The sequence below is a fragment of the Candidatus Bandiella numerosa genome (assembly GCF_029981845.1).
Classification (GTDB): Bacteria; Pseudomonadota; Alphaproteobacteria; order Rickettsiales; family Midichloriaceae; genus Aquirickettsia; species Aquirickettsia numerosa.
In genome coordinates, this window is record NZ_CP104164.1 from 838,298 (window position 1) to 862,005 (window position 23,708).

At 30.2% G+C, this 23,708-nt stretch carries 3 protein-coding genes; 1 reads left to right on the forward strand and 2 read right to left on the reverse strand.

The features are described 5' to 3' along the window. Window positions 1-173 precede the first annotated feature (173 nt). Window positions 174-1,694 (forward strand): P-loop NTPase family protein, encoded by a 1,521-nt coding sequence (locus tag N3Z17_RS04080; protein WP_282471468.1) that lies wholly within the window; start codon window positions 174-176, stop codon window positions 1,692-1,694. On the opposite strand, the gene N3Z17_RS04085 is transcribed toward N3Z17_RS04080, so the two are convergent. Together N3Z17_RS04085 and N3Z17_RS04090 are read right to left on the reverse strand one after the other, a co-directional pair. Next, complete coding sequence (locus tag N3Z17_RS04085) at window positions 1,683-12,578, reverse strand: amino acid adenylation domain-containing protein (RefSeq protein WP_282471469.1); 10,896 nt, start codon at window positions 12,576-12,578, stop codon at window positions 1,683-1,685. The two genes, N3Z17_RS04080 and N3Z17_RS04085, sit on opposite strands and share 12 nt — an antisense overlap. 12 nt (window positions 12,579-12,590) lie before the next feature. Beyond that, window positions 12,591-23,708, reverse strand: a complete 11,118-nt coding sequence (locus N3Z17_RS04090; protein ID WP_282471470.1) for a non-ribosomal peptide synthetase — start codon at window positions 23,706-23,708, stop codon at window positions 12,591-12,593.

Genomic DNA, 23,708 nt, shown 5'->3' on the forward strand with positions numbered 1-23,708 from the left:
CTTATTTAAAATATAGAAATGTCCCTATAGGCAAGGAAAACAGCACTTCTCAAAACTAGAATCGACCTTTTTGTCACTTGTTGCTACAAACCCCAACAAACCAATTTTCATTAGCATAAGTAAAATTTTTATTCATATAAATCTTTACATACATCAATTTCTAGTATTGTATCATGTCATGTCATGTTATGACATATATATGTGTGAGATTTTTAGAAAATAGCTTGCATAATAAATTAATTATCTACAAAAACATGATCAACAGAGCAGATATCATTTTAATTACTGGACCTTCTTCTTCGGGAAAATCTACATTAGCAAATATAATATGCAATCATACTAATGCTTCAAAGTTAAATACAAAACAGCTCAATATTAAATCTGGTCAAGAATTTAGTAAAAAATATTTTGCAGAAGAACTAAAACAAGCAAGTGAACTAATAAATAAAAATTTAAAAAGTATAAATGATATATCAATAGAATTAAAGAAAATTGACAGTAAAATACTATCAAAAATATGGCTTGAAATAAATGAAAAGCGTAAAAAATGTAAACTTACTGATTTTCTAGATATTCTATACAAGAATTATGATCTAGAAGTAAATCAAATAATTAATAGTGGAGGTAGATGCGTAATAGACCATAATATATTTCTAGATCCATTTCCAGAGAGAAAAAACATTTTTCTTAAATATTTTGCGTGGCCTCAATCAAATTTTATTGTTATAAACTTATATTCTAATCTATCAAATATAGTTATTAATACTTTAGAAAGAAATCAAAGATTTTATAATTTTATAAATTCTCAACACCCATTATCTACTAACATTGAAGAAAAAATATTGAAAGAAGATACTAAAAAAGGTAGTTCCTTTAACATTTTTAGACAACCGTTAAGAACTCTAGAAAACGTTGCTTCTCTTTATAAATTTGACCAGGAAAAATCTAGTAATGCACTAGAATTTATACCTACAAAAGAGTTTAAAAAAATAATTAAGCTTATTTTTTTTGAGCAAGTTAGATTAATAGGATTTCTTGTTTTTAAAAAATTTCCTTTCACTCATATAATAGACAACGAACTTCTCCAATTGCATTCTAGTTTTAAATTTTTAGAGGAAATGTCCTTATCAAAAAGTAATATATACATTAAATTTGGCAGAACTTTTTGCAACATGCAAATCAAAACAAACCATAATTTTTCTGGAGAAGCTGTTTATGATCTAATTAATAAATCTCCTCAAGTAACTCCTCAAGTAAATATTTTAGATAACTACAAAAATCAATTAAACAAAAATACTATCAATAGGCTTTTCGCTAATACAAAAAAACAGCAGAAATTCAAACTATGTCATAACATAGGCGATTATAAAAATATCGAGAAATTGCATCTATTTCATTATGTAAAAATTAGTATGACGAAAGAAATAGACCTATTAGTAGATGATCTGATGGATAAAAAAACTCCTGTCTTAGCTATATATCCTATTTGTGAGAATCAACACACAAAAATTTTATTTACAAATATGACTAATAGCTCTTTAACAATGAAAATGGAGATCAAATCTCGAAAAAAATTCCATCTATTTGACAACAATCTCATTTTTTTAGCTATGCTATATGCACAATTAAAAATAAAAGGGCAATTAGAAAATTTATATTTTAATTACTATTTTGTAGATGATTTAAAAATCTAAATCAATAGGGTTTTTAGTAACTAAATTGACATGTAAATTTCTTTCTATATCGGAGAGTATTTCTATATCTCTTACACGTACATTTTTATAATTTGCTATTGCTTCTAATATATTCTTAAAATATTCTCCAAATCTTACTATTGTTTCTCTGGTATATAAATCTTTTAGATACTCAATTCTTACTCCTTTTTTTCCATCTTCTATGCTATATATCCTAAATAATAGATCAAACTTTGATTGTATTACTGCTCCTTCTAAGTAACTTATTTTTATTCCTTCCATTTCAATGCCCTTCTCCATTGCCTCATGTACTACTAATCTAACCTGGAATACAGGATTTTTATTGGTAGCTCTTTCTACCTCTAAACTATCAACTATCTGTTCAAATGGTACATCTTGATGCTCATATGAGGTTAATATATCATTCCTTACTTCACTCAGTAACTCATTAAATTTCTTACTCCCTTTTACCTCTCCTCTACTTATCATGGTATTAACAAAAAAGCCGATCATCTTCTCTGTCTCTTTATAATTCCTATTTGCGATCGGACTACCTATGACTATGTCTTCATTCCCACTTAATTTATGTAACAATACCTTAAGCGCACTTAGTAGAACCATATATAATGATGCTCCCTCTTCCTTACCTATCTCTACTAATCTCTTACTCGTTTCAACTTCTATTTCAAAATTATAATGTCCTCCCTCATAACTCAATTCCTTTGGTCTCTTTTTATCCGTTGGTAATCCTAATTCTGCTGGTATTCCTGATAATTTCTCTTTCCAATATTTTAATTGTTTTTCTAACTCCTCTCCTGCTAACCATTCTCTTTGCCATATACTATAATCTATATATTGTATCGCCATTTCCTCCAATTTTATTTCCTCACCTTTTATATAACTTTTATATATCTCACTTATTTCCTCACTTAATACCTCTATTGACCAGCCATCACTTACTATATGGTGTAACGTTATTAATAGTACATGCTTTCTTTCTCCTTCCTTAACTAGTTTTACTCTCCATAATGGTCCTCTTTCCATATTGAATTTCCAGCTTCCTTCTATTTTCTTATGTTTTTCTATCTTACTACTCTTATCCTCTTCTTCCGATATATCTACCTCACTATATACTTCTATATCTTTCAAAACTTCCTGATATACTTCTCCTTCTTCGTCCTCTCTTATCACCGTTCTTAATATCTCATGTCTTTCTTTGATTTTATTAATTGTTTTCTTTAATGCCTCTCTATCCAACTTACCTTCTAACGATAATGCTATTGGCATATTATATATTGTTACATCCGGCAATAACTTATCCAAAAACCATAATCTTTGCTGTGCATAAGATAATTTACCCTTATTTCCCCTTCCCTCTTTTACTTTTATCTCTATATCTCTTCTTACCCCTTTCTTTAAACCCTCTGCTATTATCTTGCTTAATCCTTCTATTGTCTTTTTATCAAACAAACTCATCAGCTTGATCTCTATTTTATACTCTTTTCTTAATCTGCTAATCAACCTTGTTGCCAACAAAGAATGACCTCCCATTTTAAAGAAGTCGTCTTTTATTCCTACCTTATCTATTCCTAATACCTCTTCCCATATCTTACATGATTTCTCTTCTATCTCATTCCTCGGGGCCACATATCCTTCTTCATTACTAAATTCTGGTTCTGGCAATCCTTTCTTATCTATCTTCCCATTTATCGTAACTGGTATCTTTTCTATCTTCATTAATTTACTTGGTATCATATATTCTGGTAACTTCTTCCCTAAATAATTCTCCATATCTTCTTCATTTAACTCTTCCTCACTTACATAATATCCTACCAAATATTTATTCCCTCCTTCTCTTACTTTTGCTACTACTACACCCTGTTTAATACCTGTATATGCTTGTATCACATTCTCTATCTCTCCTAACTCTATTCTATATCCTCTAATCTTCACTTGCTCATCATTCCTTCCTATATATTCTATATTTCCATCTGATAAATAACGTCCTAGATCTCCTGTCCTATAAAGCCTGCTATATCCTCTCTTTATATCTCCCTCTGTTGCAAATGGATTCGCTATAAATTTCTCTGCTGTTAACCCTGACCTATTTAAATAACCCCTTGCAAGTCCAGCCCCTCCTACATATAACTCTCCTATCGCTCCAGTTGGCAATAAACTCATATACTGATCTACTATATATATTTGTGTGTTTGCTATCAGCTTTCCTATTGGTGTTATATTATTCTCTATACTTTTACTTCTTCCATCAAATATATAATGGGTAACATCATCTGAACATTCTGTGGGACCATATGCATTGATAATCTCTACACCCTTCATCTTTGATAATATCTCCTCTCTTAGCACCTTCTTAAACGCTTCTCCTGTAACCAATAACATCCTTATTTTTGACGATCTATATTTTTCCAATAAATACTCTATTTGTGTCGGAACTAACTCTAATACGCTTATATTTTCTTTTCTCAACATCTCCATCAACTCATTACTATCCAGCACTGATTCTTGTTTTATTATAACTTCTTTACTTCCTTTTATGATTGCAATAAATAATTGCCATACCGAAATATCAAATACCTGTGTTGCAGTTTGCGCAATTATATCTTTTTTCGTATATTTTAACCCTCTTACCTTTTCCATTAGATGATTCAGCATTCCACCATGATTAACCATCACTCCTTTTGGCCTCCCTGTTGTTCCTGATGTGTAGATTACATAGGCTATATTATAACTACTTACTTTTATATATAAATTACCTCTTCCCTCTTTAGATATATTCTCTTCCATCTCTTTACTATCTATTAACTCTGTTAATAACTCATCTTCTCTATCTATTTTTACCTCCTTCGATATTTTTTCCATCCTATCACCATATTCCCCACTACCTATCAACATCTTTGCATTAGTATCTGATAAAATATATTTTACCCTTTTATCTGGATAACTACTATCTACTGGTATATATCCTCCCCCTGCCTTTAATATACCTAATATTGTTATCAATAAATACTCACTTCTTTCTATAAATAGCATCACTAAACTATCTTTTCTAATCCCCTTACTTATTAGGTATCTTGCTAACTGATTACTTTTCTCATTTATTTCTTTATACGTCATTTGTTTAAAACCACATACCACTGCTATTCTATCCGGGACTTCTTTTACTTGCTTTTCAAATAACTCTATTATTCCCTCTCCTCCTATATATTCTTTCTCTATCCCTCTATTCTTCTCTCGCTTATCTGGAATAATTTTTATATTTCTTAGCTTAATTTCTTTATTAGTTAAAATATTATCAAGTATATTAGAAAAATAACCTGCAAAAGCTTCTATAGTTTTTGGATAAAATAAATCTTTAATATACCTAATATCAAAATTGATAGTGCCATTCGCATAATATGAACAATCTAAATCAATATCGAATTTAGCAATTTTATATGGATTTGCTATATTTTCTGTGCTCACATTCAATAATAATCCTTTATTACTATTTACTATGTTTCGCATATTAAACATAACCTGGAATACAGGATTTTTATTGGTAGTTCTTTCTACCTCTAAACTATCAACTATCTGTTCAAATGGTATATCTTGATGCTCATATGAGGTTAATATATCATTCCTTACTTCACTCAGTAACTCATTAAATTTCTTATTCCCTTTTACCTCTCCTCTACTTATCATGGTATTAACAAAAAAGCCGATCATCTTCTCTGTCTCTTTATAATTCCTATTTGCGATCGGACTACCTATGACTATGTCTTCATTCCCACTTAATTTATGTAACAATACCTTAAGCGCACTTAGTAGAACCATATATAATGATGCTCCCTCTTCCTTACCTATCTCTACTAATCTCTTACTCGTTTCAACTTCTATTTCAAAATTATAATGTCCTCCCTCATAACTCAATTCCTTTGGTCTCTTTTTATCCGTTGGTAATCCTAATTCTGCTGGTATTCCTGATAATTTATCTTTCCAATATTTTAATTGTTTTTCTAACTCCTCTCCTGCTAACCATTCTCTCTGCCATATGCTATAATCCATATATTGTATCGCCAGTTTCTCTAATTTTATTTCCTCACCTTTTATATAACTTTTATATATCTCACTTATTTCCTCACTTAATACCTCTATTGACCAGCCATCACTTACTATATGGTGTAACGTTATTAATAGTACATGCTTTCTTTCTCCTTCCTTAACTAGTTTTACTCTCCATAATGGTCCTCTTTCCATATTGAATTTCCAGCTTCCTTCTATTTTCTTATGTTTTTCTATCTTACTACTCTTATCCTCTTCTTCCGATATATCTACCTCACTATATACTTCTATATCTTTCAAAACTTCCTGATATACTTCTCCTTCTTCGTCCTCTCTTATCACCGTTCTTAATATCTCATGTCTTTCTTTGATTTTATTAATTGTTTTCTTTAATGCCTCTCTATCCAACTTACCTTCTAACGATAATGCTATTGGCATATTATATATTGTTACATCCGGCAATAACTTATCCAAAAACCATAATCTTTGCTGTGCATAAGATAATTTACCCTTATTTCCCCTTCCCTCTTTTACTTTTATCTCTATATCTCTTCTTACCCCTTTCTTTAAACCCTCTGCTATTATCTTGCTTAATCCTTCTATTGTCTTTTTATCAAACAAACTCATCAGCTTGATCTCTATTTTATATTCTTTCCTTAATCTGCTGATCAACCTTGTTGCCAACAAAGAATGACCTCCCATTTTAAAGAAGTTGTCTTTTATTCCTACCTTATCTATCCCTAATACCTCTTCCCATATCTCACTCATCTTTCTCTCTATCTCATTCCTTGGTGCCACATAGCTTTCTTCATCTCCTCTAATATCCCAATCTACACTTGGCAGTCTTTTCTTATCTATTTTTCCTGTCGATGTGAACGGCAATCTTTCCAATATCACATACTTATTTGGCTGCATGTATTCAGGCAAATATTCGTTTACATATTCATTTAAATCTTCATCTGTTGGTTCAAATTCTCCAGCAACTATATAGCTAACTATTTTCTTTTCATTTGATACCTCATCTACTACCACCTTACAATTTTTGACATCTCCATGACCTAATAACACATTCTCTATCTCTCCAAGCTCTATTCTATATCCTCTGATCTTCACCTGCTCATCATTCCTTCCTATATATTCTATATTTCCATTACTTAAATACCTTCCTAAATCTCCCGTCTTATATACCCTACTATATCCTCTCTTTATATCTTCTTCTGTTGTAAATGGATTTGCTATAAACTTCTCTGCTGTTAACCCTGGCCTATTTAGATATCCTCTCGCTAATCCTTCCCCTCCTATACATATCTCTCCTATCGCTCCAATGGGCAACATATTTTGCCATTTATCTAATATATACACCTGTACATTTGATATCCCCTTCCCTATTGCGATATCATTATAGTTATTATAATCTATTTCCTGATTTACTATTGCTCCTATCGTTCCTTCTGTTGGCCCATAATGATTTATTATTTTTATATTCCCTTCTATTTCCTCTTTATTTAATTTTTCACCACCTATTATAAATTTTACTTCTTCCATTCTCTTTTTATTCTCTTCCCATCCTGATTCTTCTCTTAATATACTATAATATGTTGGTGTTAATTTTATTAACTCTATCCTTTCTCTCCTTATTATTTCAACTATTTCACTTGTATCTAGCTCCTCTCCTGCTTTTGCTATGTATAATTTTTTTCCACTTATTATGCTCCCATATAAACTAGTATTACCTAAATCTGTAGCAATACCATTCATGTACATTACATTCTCACCCTCTATTATTCCTGCATCTATTATGTGTCTTACATAATTAACCAAACTTTTATGTTCTATACATACCCCCTTAGGCTCTCCTGTGCTCCCTGATGTATATACTATGTACGCAAGATCTTTTTGACTTAATTTTTGACTGATATTTTTTTTGCTATAGTTTTTATAGTTGGCCTTCGTAATATTTATTACTTGAGCATAAATACTCTTAATTTTATCATGAGTAGTAGATTCACATAGTACTAATTGAACTCCGCTATCATGCAGTATATATTTTATTCTATGTTCGTTACTTTCTGGGTCTATAGGTACGTATCCACAACCAGCTTTCATTATACTAATAATCCATATTACATAATCAATACTTCTGTTAATGACTACTCCTACCATATTACTATTAATAAGGCCTTGCTCTTTCTTCAGATAACTGCCTATTTGATTCGCCTTTTCATTTACTTCACCATATGTTATATGTTTACTTTCACCTACTAACATTATTTTATCTTCATATCCTTCTACACCTCTTTCAAATAATTTTTCGACTCTATCTGAGATAATGGAGGTGTTATTATTTAGGCTTGATTGAATATTTTTTTCCGCATTTGAAAGTATTTCTATATCCCTTACTCTTACCTTTTTATAATTTGTTATCCCTTCTAATATATTCTTAAAATATTCTCCAAATCTTACTATTGTTTCTCTAGTATATAAGTCTTTTAGATATTCAATCCTTACTTCTTTTTTCCCATCTTCTACGCCATATACCCTAAATAATAGATCAAACTTTGATTGTATAACTGCTCCTTCTAAATATCCTATCTTTATTCCTTCCATCTCAATACTTTTCTCCATATCCTCATGTACTACTAATCTAACCTGGAACACAGGATTTCTGTTGGTAGCTCTTTCTACCTCTAAACTATCTACTATCTGCTCAAATGGCACATCCTGATGCTCATATGATTTTAGTACATCCTCCCTCACTTCCTTCAGTAGCTCATTAAATTTCTTACCTCCTTTTACCTCTCTTCTACTTATCATGGTATTAACAAAAAAGCCGATCATCTTCTCTGTCTCTTTATAATTCCTATTTGCGATCGGACTACCTATGACTATGTCTTCATTCCCACTTAATTTATGTAACAATACCTTAAGCGCACTTAGTAGAACCATATATAGTGATGCTCCCTCTTCCTTACCTATCTCTACTAATCTCTTACTAGTTTCAGCTTCTATTTCAAAATTATAATGTCCTCCCTCATAACTCAATTCCTTTGGTCTCTTTTTATCCGTTGGTAATCCTAATTCTGCTGGTATTCCTGATAATTTATCTTTCCAATATTTTAATTGTTTTTCTAACTCCTCTCCTGCTAACCATTCTCTTTGCCATATACTATAATCCATATATTGTATCGCCATTTCCTCCAATTTTATTTCCTCACCTTTTATATAACTTTTATATATCTCACTTATTTCCTCACTTAATACCTCTATTGACCAGCCATCACTTACTATATGGTGTAACGTTATTAATAGTACATGCTTTCTTTCTCCTTCCTTAACTAGTTTTACTCTCCATAATGGTCCTCTTTCCATATTGAATTTCCAGCTTCCTTCTATTTTCTTATGTTTTTCTATCTTACTAGTCTTATCCTCTTCTTCCGATATATCTACCTCACTATATACTTCTATATCTTTCAAAACTTCCTGATACACTTCTCCTTTTTCGTCCTCTCTTATCACTGTTCTTAATATCTCATGTCTTTCTTTGATTTTATTAATTGTTTTCTTTAATGCCTCTCTATCCAACTCTCCTTCTAATGATAATGCTATTGGCATATTATATATTGTTACATCTGGCAATAACTTATCCAAAAACCATAATCTTTGCTGCGCATACGATAATTCTCCTCTATTACCCCTTCCTTCTTTTACTTTTATCTCTATATCTCTCTTCTCTCCTTTCTTTAGCTCCTCCTCCATTATCTTACTTAATCCCTCTATTGTCTTTTTATCAAACAAACTCATCAGCTTGATCTCTATTTTATATTCTTTCCTTAATCTGCTGATCAACCTTGTTGCTAACAAAGAGTGCCCTCCTATTTTAAAGAAATCATCCTTTATTCCTACTTTCTCCATCCCTAATACCTCTCCCCATATCTCACACAGCTTCCTCTCCACCTCATTCCTTGGTGCTACATAATTCTCCTCAATGCTGAAGTCTACTTCTGGCAACCCTTTCTTATCTATTTTTCCACTTATTGTAACTGGCATCCTCTCTATCCTCTTCAGCTTACTTGGCACCATATATCCCGGTAGCTTATTCCCCAAATATCTCTCTAACCCTTCTTCATCTATCTCCCCTTCACTCACATAATATCCAACTATATACTTATCCCCCACTTCTCTTTCCTTTGCTACCACTACACTCTGCCTAATTCCTTCATAACTCTGCAGTGCACTCTCTATCTCCCCAAGCTCTATTCTGTATCCTCTGATCTTCACCTGCTCATCATTCCTTCCTATGTACTCGATATTACCATCACTTAAATATCTTCCTAGATCTCCTGTCTTATATAACCTACTATATCCTCTCTTTATATCTTCTTCTGTTACAAATGGATTCGCTATAAACCTCTCTGCTGTTAATCCAGGTCTATTCAGATATCCTCTCGCTAATCCTTCTCCCCCTATGCATATCTCTCCTACCGCTCCAATTGGCAGCATATTCTGCCATTTATCTAGTATATATATCTGTACATTCCTAATCCCTTTTCCTATATCAACTATATTTATATCTTTTTCTTTTTTATCTATTAAATCCAAGCATGTAGCATCAGCTGTTATCTCAGTAGAACCATATATATTATGAACATTTTCTGCTATTTTTTCTTTTATTTCATTTAATGCCTTTATTTCTATTTTTTCTCCGCTTGTTACTGCCTTTCTGAATTTCCAATGAAACTCCTCTTCTATCAACGTTTTGTATAATGACGGCACTCCTATGAAGTTACTTATTTTTTCCTTCTGACACACTATTTCTAATTTTTTTATATCTAATAAATCTTCTGACTTTATTATTACATTTTTCACACCGTGTAATAATGGGCCCCAGATTTCACATACATAGTCACCAAAATTTACTGATGTTTTATGGCAAGATACATCTCCTTTTAAATACCTTTGCCACAATAATCTATTTTCTACCCCTTTGTATGTTAAACCTACACCCTTTGGTTTACCACTACTTCCAGAAGTATATAATACATAACAAAGATCTTCTTTTGCTCTTTTAGCGCTCTTAACAATCCTCTCCTGCCTTTCTATACCTTCCTCATATAACAAAACTTTTGCCTTTAATTGGCTTAATTTTTTTTCTTGTTCTTTTAATCCTATAATAATTTTACATTTACTGTTTTCCAAAGCATATTCTATCCTTGCAGCTGATGTACTATAATCTATTCCCATTACTACTCCACGCACTTTTAATACTGCAAGCATTGTAGCAATATATTCTATACCTCGAGGAATTACTATACATACTATATCATCATATTTTATACCCTCTTCTATTAAGTAATTTACCAAACAATCTGCTCTTTTATTTAATTCTGCATAACTTATATGCTTTCCAGCATCTACCAATGCTATTTTTTCCGAATCCTTTTTTAAACGCTTATAGTATTGACTTAGTATATCTTCATCTGGGTTTGAGGTATAATCAACCTTGGATAATTTTATTCTCTCTTCTTGGCTAGAAATTGAGAAATTGCATAGATATTCATCTGGAAAATTGATAATTTGCTGAGTTAAATTCTGCAGACAATTAGCTATTAATTCTATTCTATTCTTACTAAATTTACTACCTTTGTAACTAAATCTAAAATGTAGCTCTCTCCCAGGTATTACTGATACTGTGAGTGGGTAACTAGTTTTTTCTGTAAAGTCTAAGCTCCTTATTGAAATAGAGTTTTTATTTTCTTCCATAGCATTTAATGGAAAATTCTCAAATGCCAATATATTGTCAAATAATGCATCTCCTCCGTATTGCAAAATTGCTTGAATACTAGAAAGAGAAAGATAACTATGTGCAAGAGATTCACTCATAGTGCTTTGTACATTAAGTGCTAAATTAGAAATTTTCTCATCAGCCTTAAATTTTATGCGCAATGGAATGGTATTAATAAACATACCTATCATTCCCTCTATTCCGTCAAGATCGATATGCCTACCAGAGATGGTTACTCCAAACACTATATCATTTTGCCTAGTCAATTTTGCTAAAACCATGCCCCAAATAACCTGAACTATAGTATTTAGAGTTACATTATTTTTTTTGGCAAACTGGGATAAGGATTGTATATCTTTAGTATTAAAACTAAATTGATAATTACCATCAGACTCATTTACATTATTACCAAGTTTAGTACTCTTGCATCCTTGTAGAAGCTCCCCCCAATATCTTGTTGCATATTCAGTATCTTGTGTTTTTAACCATATAATATAATTTTTATATGGACGCTTAATACTAGGCTTTAAAGTTTGAGAAGAAATAATTTTCTCATAATTTTCAACAACTTCTTGAAAAATGATAGGCAAACACCAACCATCCAATATAATATGATGTTTGTTCCAAATGAAATAATATTTATTGTTTGCTACTTTAATTAAATTGAATCTCATCAGAGGTGCTTTTGTTAAATCAAAGCCCTTTGTTAACTCTTCTTTTGAGAGCTTAGTTAATTTTTTTATATGGTCCCATTCTTTATTCCATGAGCATATTTTCCATGTAGCTTTTACATATTTATGAATAATTTGTACTGGCTCATTTATTTTTTCCCAATAAAAGCTTGCCCTTAAGCTCTCATGTGAATTGATAGTAAATTGCCATGCATTCTGCCATGCTTCAACATTTAACTCTCCTTTTAGCTCATATATATTTTGAACAAAATATATATCTTTATTTTGTTTATAAACACTTTCAAAAAGCAATCCGGATTGTAATGGAGATAAACCATATATATCAGATATATTTTTATTTTTACTCATAGTTCATCACCTCTATATATTATCTAAAATTTCATCCAATTCTTCTTGATCCAAATCTGAAGAATTAAAATCACTCGGTGTATAGTTAACATCTTTCTGATCTAAGCAATGCTCAATAATTTGAATAAATCTTTTCTCAAATTGAGTTGCAATCTTTTTAATAGTCTCTGAGCTTAAACCACCTGTATAATTCCAAGTAAATCTAAGTTGTTTTGAGATAATATGACCATTAATTTCCAATGCATGCTTTATATCTTTATCACCAATAGTTTCGCCAACAGGAAAATTGCCAAATGCAAATAAAGTTGTTTCATCATCAACGTTATCTAATTGCCCCAAATAATTAAACAGTATATCTACTTTTCTTTCTTTAATCTTTCCTTGCATATTAGCTATGCCATAACTAATTCCTTGATCAGGTATTTGTCTTAATATTTCTTTGATATCTTTAATTGCTACAGATAAATTATTTGCATCTTTTGTTTTTAGCTCAACAGGGAACAAAGTTGTAAACCAACCAATAGTTCTTGTAAGATCTAAGTTGCTATTCAAACCATCGCGTCCATGTCCTTCAAGCATAATTGTTATTTTGTATTTTTTTTGTATATCCCCTATGCTCAATAATAAAGCTAAGAGAAAAAGATCATTAGCCTGCGTATTATAGCTTTTGTGTGCTTCGACTAAAAATAACCTAGTTATTTCTTTAGAAAATAAAATTTCCTGATGCTTAACACCTACATAATTTGAGTTATAATCGTAAGTCAAATTATGATATCCTAGGTTATTATAATATTTAGTCACACTATCTAAATCATTATATTTACTTAAATATTCACTCCAAGATTTATAATGGTCAGTTTTTTCTTCTAATGCCTTATCTAAAAAAAGATCATTAACATCTTGTAATAAAATTCTCCATGATACGACATCTATTATCAAATGATGTATTATCCATAGCAACCCTTTTCCTTCTACCCATATCAAGCTATCTATTGGGCCTTTTTTCACATCCAAACTTTTTTGCCTTTCCGTGATAATGGAATTTAATGCATAATCTGATAAATGTTCATCAACTACTTCAAAAAGGATATCACTTTCTTTTATTTTGTAATATCCCATCCATTCTCCTGATTTAAATTCATATCTTAATCTAAAAGCTTCGTGAGTTGCTCTGATCTGCTGAATTATACTTTTCATCTTATCCATCTCTATTTTTCTCTTGCTCTTAAACCAAAAAGCCTGGTTAAAATGATTGTAATTTTTGAAATTCTTAAAAAACCATTTCTGTATTGGCAATAACTTCACTTTACCTGTAGCAGCAAATTTTTGAAAACTCTGCTGGACATCATGCGCTTTACTATTTCTTGCTAATCCTTCAATAGTAGGTGTATGAAAAACTTGTTTAATGTCAAAATAAATACCAGCTTTTTTAGCTCTTGAGACCATTTGTATACTTATGATAGAGTCTCCCCCCAAATTAAAGAAATTATCTAATCTACCAATTTTTTTTACCCCTAATATGCTAGACCATATTTCTGCTAAAATTTTCTCAATTTCACCTATAGGCTCTTGATATCCCTCTGATTCTTCTTCTATTTCTGCTTTTGGCAACATATCTCTATTAACTTTTCCATTCACTGTTAAAGGAATTTTTTCTAAAACTGTAAATTTATTTGGCTGCATGTATTCTGGTAAAAATTTTTGGCAAGCATATTTTACCTCATTTATTACACGCTCTTCAGAAAATTTTTTCACATCATTATCAAGCAGTAGATATGCTATTAGTTTCTTATTTTTTAATTCAGCTTCCCATAGAATTACTATGCAATATTTTACTCCTATTACATCGGAAATAATTTTTTCTATTTCTCCTAGTTCAACCCTATAGCCCCTTATTTTTACTTGGAAATCATTTCGTCCTATGTACTCAATATTCCCATCACTTAAATATCTTCCTAAATCTCCTGTTTTATATATTCTACTACCAGAACCTTCATTGCTACTTTTATCATCGTTTTTTATATAAAAAGGGTTTGCTATAAACATCTCCGCAGTTTTCCTAGGCATATTATAATAGTGTAATGCTACTCCCTTTCCTCCAATATATATTTCACCTATCACGCCTATTCCGCAATGTTTTCCGAACCTATCTAAAACATACATTTTTTGATTAGGCATTGATTCGCCGTAAGGTATATTCACATTATTCTGAGGTAGATGATTTGTATTATACCAAATCGACCAAATACTACCTTCCGTGGCTCCACCTAAGCTTATAACATTCGAATTAGGAAATTTATTTTTAATTTGCTCAGGCAATTGAGGAGGTATTCTATCTCCACTCAAGAGGTATGTCATATTAGTAATACTCGTGCATCCAAGATCTTCATAATGACTAACCAACAGCTGTGCCAGCTGAGGAACAGAATTCCATATAGTAATATTATGTTTTTTCAACAAATTTAACCAATACAAAGGATCTTTGTTATTTGCTATATCTGGTAATATTACTGTGCCACCTACAGCAGTAACTCCAAAATAATCGTATACTGATAAATCAAAACCTATGCCTGACAATGACAATACTTTATCCGATTTGGAAAAATTAAATTCAGTGTTGATACTATTGATAGTGTTTACCACACTGTTATGTTTAATACTTACACCTTTTGGCCTTCCTGTGCTGCCTGAAGTATAAATAACATAAGATATAGAATCTTCTGATATCATAGGATAGCGATTATCTTCAGAAAATTTAGTAATGTTCTCTTTATCTTCAAAGCAAATTATCCCTTCAGTAAAAAAAGAAAATCTTTTAATATATTTACTATTAGTAATTACTAATCCTATACCTGAATCTTCTATAATACTCTGTATTCTTTCATCAGGATATTCAGGCTCTATTGGTACATAAGCAAAACCTGCTTTTAGAGTAGCAAGCAAAGGAATTAAAATTCTTTCATTCTTCAATAAGCAAATGCCTATTAATTTATTTTTATTTATTTCTTTAGATAAAATTATATTCTTTAATTGATTTGATTTATTGTATATTATCCCATAAGTTAGCTGACTACCATTACATTCTACCGCAACTCTGTCATAATTTATTAATGCTTGTTTCTCAAATAATTTGTGGAGAATATTCTCACTTTTAAATTTTTGTTGATTACCATTCCATTTTTGAATATTAATTTGTTTTTCTCTGTCATAAATACCTATATCAGACAACCTTTGATTTATATCTTCTAGCAAATCTTTCAACATTAACTCATAATCAGTGACTATTTTCTTGATAGTATCTCTATTATAAATACTTGTGGAATAATTTAATTCAATTTCTAGAGAGTTAGCAGTCTCAATAATAGTAAAAGTAATTTCAAATTTTGCTTTATAATAATAGGAAAATTCATAATCTGAAACTTCAAGATTGCCTAGATTAAATTTCTCTTTCCCTTTTTTTTGATATACAAACATAATCTGAAAGACAGGATGTCGTCCTAAATCTCTATTTATATTTAAATGGTCTACTATATTTTCAAATGGTATATCTTGATTATCATAAGCATCATATAACTGATTTTTAACTTTATATAATAAATCTCTAAAACTTGGGTTACCATTAATTGAAATTCGTACAGGCAAAGTGTTTAAAAATAGACCTATAATATTTGAAAAATCATGCTTCCTTCTATTAGCAATTGGGGTACCAATAATTATATCTTTCTGATTAAATGCTAAACTTAAAAATGTACTTAATGTGGTCATTAAGAATGTGAAGACTGTAACGTTTTCAGTAATTGCTATTTTCTTAAGTCTCTTTAAAATACTATCTTCAAGCTTGTGATTATAGCTAGCCCCCTTAAAACTCTGCTCTAATGGTCTAGGTTTATCCGTTGGTATTTCTAAATTCTTCAAGGCGTGAAGATTATCTTTCCAGTACTTAAGCTGCTTTTTTATAACTTCACCTGTTAAAAATTTATGCTGCCAAACCGAAAAATCTGCATATTGAACATTTATTAAGGGTAACTTTGGCTCTTCATTTTTTAAAAAAGATGCATAACATTGAAATAACTCTTTTTTAAAAATATTAAGTGACCAATCATCAATGATAATATGATGAAAATTAATAATTAATACATGCTTGAGGTTTTCCTGTTTTATTAAAAGGCCTCTACACAAAATTTCTCGGGAAAATAAAAATGGTTTTTCTAGCTCTTCTCTTATCAATTTATTGATTGGTTGATTAGCATTTAATAAGATAGTCTTCAAAGGGAACGGAGTATTTATCGATAATATATTTTGATATGCTATTCCTTCTTTATTGACTATAGTAGTTCTTAAGGATTCATGCCTGCTAACAAGAAAATTTAATGATTTCTCTAGGGCAATAATGTTTATACTTCCTTTTAATAAAATAGCAATTGGGACATGATATAAAGTATTATCCCCAATTAATTTATCTAAAAACCACAACCTTTGTTGGGCATACGACAATAATATATCTTGATTTTTATCAATCCGCGATATTGATAGCAATGTATCTTTCTTATAATAACTTAGAGATATTTTTGCTGACAAATCAGATAAAAGACTTGATTCAAATACATCCTTAAAGTTTATTTCTGTTTCAAAATTATCTTTAACTTTAGAAATTATTTTAATTGCTAATAATGAATCACCACCTAATTTAAAGAAGTCATCTTTTATTCCTACCCTATCTATCCCTAATACCTCTTCCCATATCTCACACATCTTCTTCTCTATCTCATTTCTTGGTTCTACATAATTCACCTCATCTATAAAATCTACTTCTGGTAATCCTTTCTTATCTATCTTTCCATTTATTGTAAGTGCTATCTCTCCTATCTTCATCAACTTACTCGGCATCATATATTCTGGTAACTTATTCCCCAAATAATTCTCCATTTCTTTTTCATCTAACTCTTCCTCACTTACATAATATCCTACTATATACTTATCTCCTCCTCCTTCTCTTTCCTTTGCTACCACTACACTCTGCCTAACTCCTTCATAGCTCTGCATCACATTCTCTATCTCCCCAAGCTCTATTCTATATCCTCTGATCTTCACTTGCTCATCATTCCTTCCTATATATTCTATATTTCCATCACTTAAATATCTGCCTAAATCTCCTGTCCTATATAACCTACTATATCCTCTCTTTATGTCTTCTTCTGTTGCAAATGGGTTTGCTATAAATTTTTCTGCTGTTAACCCTGGCCTATTTAGATATCCTCTTGCTAATCCTTCTCCTCCTATACATATCTCTCCTATCGCTCCGATTGGTAATACTTCTCCTTCTTTTGATAATATATATATCTTTAAATCTCCTAATCTTCTCCCTATAGAATTGTTATTGTTATTTTCATCTTCTTCTTTTATCGCCTTATATGTTGCGTGTACTGTTGTTTCTGTTATGCCGTACATATTTACCAGTCTTGGCTTATTATATCCATACTTATTCAACCATTCTCTTAATTTTCCTTGATTTAATGCATCTCCTCCAAATATTACATATCTTAATTTAGATAACTTTTCTCTACTTCTTGATTCATTTATAAAATTATAAAATGCTCCTGGTGTTTGATTTAATACCGTTATCCCTTCTGTTTTACATAAATTAAAAAATAACTTTGTATCTATGATTTTTTCTTGAGATGCTATTACTAATTTCCCTCCATACAACAAAGAACCCCATATCTCCCATACTGTGAAGTCAAATATATATGAATGAAATAGTACCCATATATCTTTATGGTCAAATTTATATTTTTTTTGAGTTATACTAAATAATCTTGCTACATTGTTGTGAATCTGCATCACTCCCTTCGGCTTCCCGGTTGTTCCAGATGTATATATTATATATGCTAGATCCTTTACTCCTCTTTCTACCTTTATATCTTCTCCTTTATATTTTTCTACCTCTCTTCTAAACTCTTCACTGTCTATTCCTATTACTTCTATCTTATTTCCTACTATCTTCCTTATCTTCTCTACATTCTTCTCATTACTTAATATTACCTTACACTCTGCATCTTCTACTATGTACCTTATCCTTTCTTCTGGATAACTTGCCTCCATTGGTATATAACATCCTCCTGCTTTCAATACTCCTAATATCCCCAATACAATATGTTCACTCCTTTCTATACATAACCCTACACTCACTTCTCTTATTACACCGTGTTTTTCTCTTAAATACCTACCTATTTTATTACTTCTCTTGTTTAATTCATCATAGCTTATTTGTACTCCTTCTCTTACTAATGCTATTCTATCCCCTGACTTCTTCACTCCCTCCTCAAATCTCTCTAATATACTTCCTTCTTTCCCTTCTCTCCCCTCCCTCTTGTTAAAGTTTTCTAATTGGATCTTGAAAAGAGCTTCAGATAAATTTTCATAATTTGAATCTCTCAATAAAAGCTTTAAAGAATCTTTATAAATTGAAGAAAAATACTCTAATAAAGATCTATTAACATAATTATTTACTACAGTTATTTTACCGCCATATGTTTCCTCATTAAGTCTAGCAATATTTAATACAAAAGGTATTTCCGTCCTTTCAAAATCAATTGTTTCCTCAATTACATTTTTACTATTATCAAAAACATGAAAATGCATATAATTAAACGCAAAATGATAAACATCTTTTTTCAATAAAGATTTTATCTTGCTATAAGGAAAAGATTTATATTGATGTAGTTTAATTTTTTCATTAAATATCCTAAAAAATTGATTCTGCTTTTCATTATCTCTTATCTTAAATCTAAAAGGGATAGTATTTAAAAATAAACCAAATAACCTATCTCCCTCTTCTTTTTCTAGTCTATTGTTAACTATTAAACCAATTGTTATGTCATCGTTATTAGTGAAATAGGATAATACTTTTAAGTAAGTAAATAAAAATACATGATCTGGTGTGATTCCAAGTTTTTTAACAATATTATTTATTAATCTAGATATTTCCTTTCCGAAATTAAGCTCTGAATAAATAATAACATCTCCTTTACTCTTTTTACCATTATATTCCAGTTTTGTACAATTAAACCCATCTAAATATTTTTTCCAAAATTGCTGATTTTGCCTACTATTAATCGAAGCTATCTCATTTTTTATGAATTCTCCATAGCTTAATTTTATGTTGTCTTTGATATCAATTTCTAAACTATACGATTGTATAAATTCGTTAATCAATGAAGCTATACTCCAACCATCAGCAATAGCATGATGAAATGAAAAAATTATGTAAAATTGATTACTTAAATCATTCACTATTATCCTAAACAAGCCTGGATTGTTAATATTAAATGAAACTTTACTTTCAGATTTGATTATTATATCGATATTCTTCTTTTCTTGTTTGAAATACTCAATTTTAATCTTTTTGTATATAAGGGTTAATAATTTATCATCTACTAAAACAAAAGCAGCACGAAGCATTTCATGCTTTAAAACTAATTTATTCCAAATACTTAAGAATTTTTTTTCTGAAAATTTTAAATTTAACTTATAGCCAAAAACATCATGGTATACACCTTTATCATTTAAATTAGATTCAATTAACATGCCAGTTTGTAAAGAACCGGTTGGATAAATATCTTCAATAAGCTCAATATTATTGATAAAATTGCTCATACGGCCTTTATCAAACAAGCTAAATCTTTGATAGATTACAGTATTATTATTTTCATATTGCAGAGTTTTTTTTAGGTTATATATAGATTTAGAGATAAAAATATCTTTAACATTAATACCTAGCTTTAACTTCTTATTAGTTAAACCTACTAATCTGATAACCAATATACTATCACCACCTAATTTAAAGAAGTCATCTTTTATTCCTACCCTATCTATCCCTAATACCTCTTCCCATATCTCACACATCTTCTTCTCTATCTCATTTCTTGGTTCTACATAATTCACCTCATCTATAAAATCTACTTCTGGTAATCCTTTCTTATCTATCTTTCCATTTATTGTAAGTGCTATCTCTCCTATCTTCATCAACTTACTCGGCATCATATATTCTGGTAACTTATTCCCCAAATAATTCTCCATTTCTTCTTCATCTAACTCTTTCTCACTTACATAATATCCTACTATATACTTATCTCCTCCTCCTCCTTCTCTTTCCTTTGCTACTACTACACTCTGCCTAACTCCTTCATAACTCTGCAACACATTTTCTATCTCTCCAAGCTCTATCCTATATCCCCTGATCTTCACCTGCTCATCATTCCTTCCTATATATTCTATATTTCCATCACTTAAATATCTTCCTAAATCTCCTGTCTTATATAGCCTACTATATCCTCTCTTTATATCTTCTTCTGTTGCAAATGGATTTGCTATAAACTTCTCTGCTGTTAACCCTGGTCTATTTAGATATCCTCTCGCTAATCCTTCCCCTCCTATACATATCTCTCCTATCGCTTCTATCGGTAATAACTCTCCTTCTTTTGATAATATATATATCTTTAAATCTCCTAATCTTCTTCCTATAGAATTGTTATTTTCATCTTCTTCTTTTATAGCCTTATATGTTGCGTGCACTGTTGTTTCTGTTATGCCGTACATATTTACCAGTCTTGGCTTATTATATCGATACTTATTCAACCATTCTCTTAATTTCCCCTCATTTAATGCATCTCCTCCAAATATTACATATCTCAATTTAGATAACTTTTCCCTACTTCTTGATTCATTTATAAAATTATAAAATGCTCCTGGTGTTTGATTTAATACCGTTACCCCTTCTGTTTTACATAAATTAAAAAATAACTTTGTATCTATGATTTTTTCTTGAGATACTATTACTAATTTCCCTCCATACAACAAAGAACCCCATATCTCCCATACTGTGAAGTCAAATATATATGAATGGAATAGTACCCATATATCTTTATGGTCAAATTTATATTTTTTTTGAGTTATACTAAACAATCTTGCTATATTGTTGTGAATCTGCATTACTCCCTTTGGCTTCCCCGTTGTTCCTGATGTATATATTATGTATGCTAGATCCTCTCTTCCTCTTTCTACTTTTATATCTTCTCCTTCATATTGTTCTATCTCTCTTTTAAACTCTTCACTGTCTATTTCTATTACTTCTATCTTATTTCCTACTATCTTCCTTATCTTCTCTACATTCTTCTCATTACTTAATATTACCTTACATTCTGCATCTTCTACTATATACCTTATCCTTTCTTCTGGATAACTTGCCTCCATTGGTACATAACATCCTCCTGCCTTTAATACTCCTAATATCGACAATACCGTATATTCACTCCTTTCTATACATAACCCTACCTTTACTTCTCTCCTAACTCCAAACTCTTCCCTTAAATATTTTCCTATTTTATTGCTCCTTCTATTTAACTCCTCATAGCTTATCTGTACTCCTTCTCTTACTAATGCTATTCTATCCCCTGACTTCTTCACTTCCTCCTCAAATCTCTCTGTTATTGTTTTTTGAATACTATGATTATATTCTACTTCATTATTGAATCCTAATGATTGTCTAAAATACGGATTGAAAGAAAAATTGATGTCTCTTACCAGTGCATTTTTGCGGTTACATACAAATTTGACTAATAATCCCAAAATATACTTATATATGTTGAGAAAGTTTTTTATGGTGTTTTTTTTATAAAGAGAGGTTGCATAATTAAAAATACCCTCAATATACTCACCTTTATCAATAACAGTAGTTGTTAAATCAAATTTTGCATATTTAAATAATAAAAAATCTGATGAACAATCTTGAAAGAAGTTTTTACTTTCTTGTTTATTTTTTACTTTTGAAGAACTATCAAAACTGAATAATACTTGAAAAATAGGATGTCTGCTTGAATCTTTTTCTATTTCAAGCTCACTAACTAATTTTTCAAATTGAAGATCCTGATATAACTGCACTTCAATAATTTCATTTGCTACTCTTTTTAAAAGGTCCTCGATTTTCTCATCTTTTTTAATAATACATCTCAATACTACTGTATTTATCAATAATCCAATAATACCTTCCAATTCCTTAGTATCTCTATTAGCAATTGGTGTACCTATGACAAAATCATCTTGATTAGAAAAAGTTCTAAGCAATAAATAAAAAGCTGTTAAAAATATGCTAAACAAGCTTATTTCTAATTCCTTAGATAACTTTCTCAAAGAATCTGCTAAATCTTGATCTATTTTAAAATATAGTTGATCTCCTCGATAATCTATAATATTGCTTCTAGCATTATCGGTAAATAAATTTAGATTTTCATATCCTGAAAGCCTTTTTTGCCAAAAATTCAGCCTTTTTTCAAGCCTCTCTCCTGATAAATAAGCTCTTTGCCAAATTGCGAAATCTTTATATGAATTATTTAAACTAACAAGCTTTAATACTGGATTTAACCCTTGTTTCAATTCTATATTGTATCTATACAGTTCCTCGAGCTCCTCTTTCAAAATATCAGCTGACCATAAATCAAAAGCAATGTGATGTACTACAACTAACATGTAGTATTCTGACCTATTGCTCAAATTGTAAAAGGATATTTTAAATACATATTCTTCACTGATATCAAAAACATAATCTATTTCTTTTTTTAAAATCTCTTTAAAATAATCAATATCATCACAATTATATTGAATAATAATAGGATTGAATTTTTGACAATTTAACTCTTCTTGAAAATATCCTTCTTTATCATTTTCCCTTATAACAGTACGTAAAATTGAATGTCTCTCTACAATAGTTTGAATACTTTTCTCTAATATTGATAAATCAATATTCTCTCCAAGCCTATAGATGATCGGTATATTATACGCTGCAATATTTTTTTCATATTCATTAATAAACTTCATTCTTTCTTGTGAAAAAGATAGAACAGCTTTTTCTTTATTTGTCTTTAATATTGTAATTTGGTCTTCTTTACTGGATATATTATTTTCCTTCAAGCATTTTAAAATTTCATCAATATGATTATTAAAAAATTTTTTATCCTTATCACTTAATGTTATTCTATCAGGTACAAAAACAGATATTTCATTGCTATCTGCCCATATTTTAATTCCTTGAAAATAAAGCTTATATATAAATTTTATTATTGAAACAGAAGACAT

Excerpts from the sequence above, each read along its gene's own strand:
- N3Z17_RS04080 (WP_282471468.1), top strand. The coding sequence starts at position 174 with ATGTCATGTCATGTTATGACATATATATGTGTGAGATTTTTAGAAAAT.
- N3Z17_RS04085 (WP_282471469.1), bottom strand. The coding sequence starts at position 12,578 with ATGAGTAAAAATAAAAATATATCTGATATATATGGTTTATCTCCATTA.
- N3Z17_RS04090 (WP_282471470.1), bottom strand. The coding sequence starts at position 23,708 with ATGTCTTCTGTTTCAATAATAAAATTTATATATAAGCTTTATTTTCAA.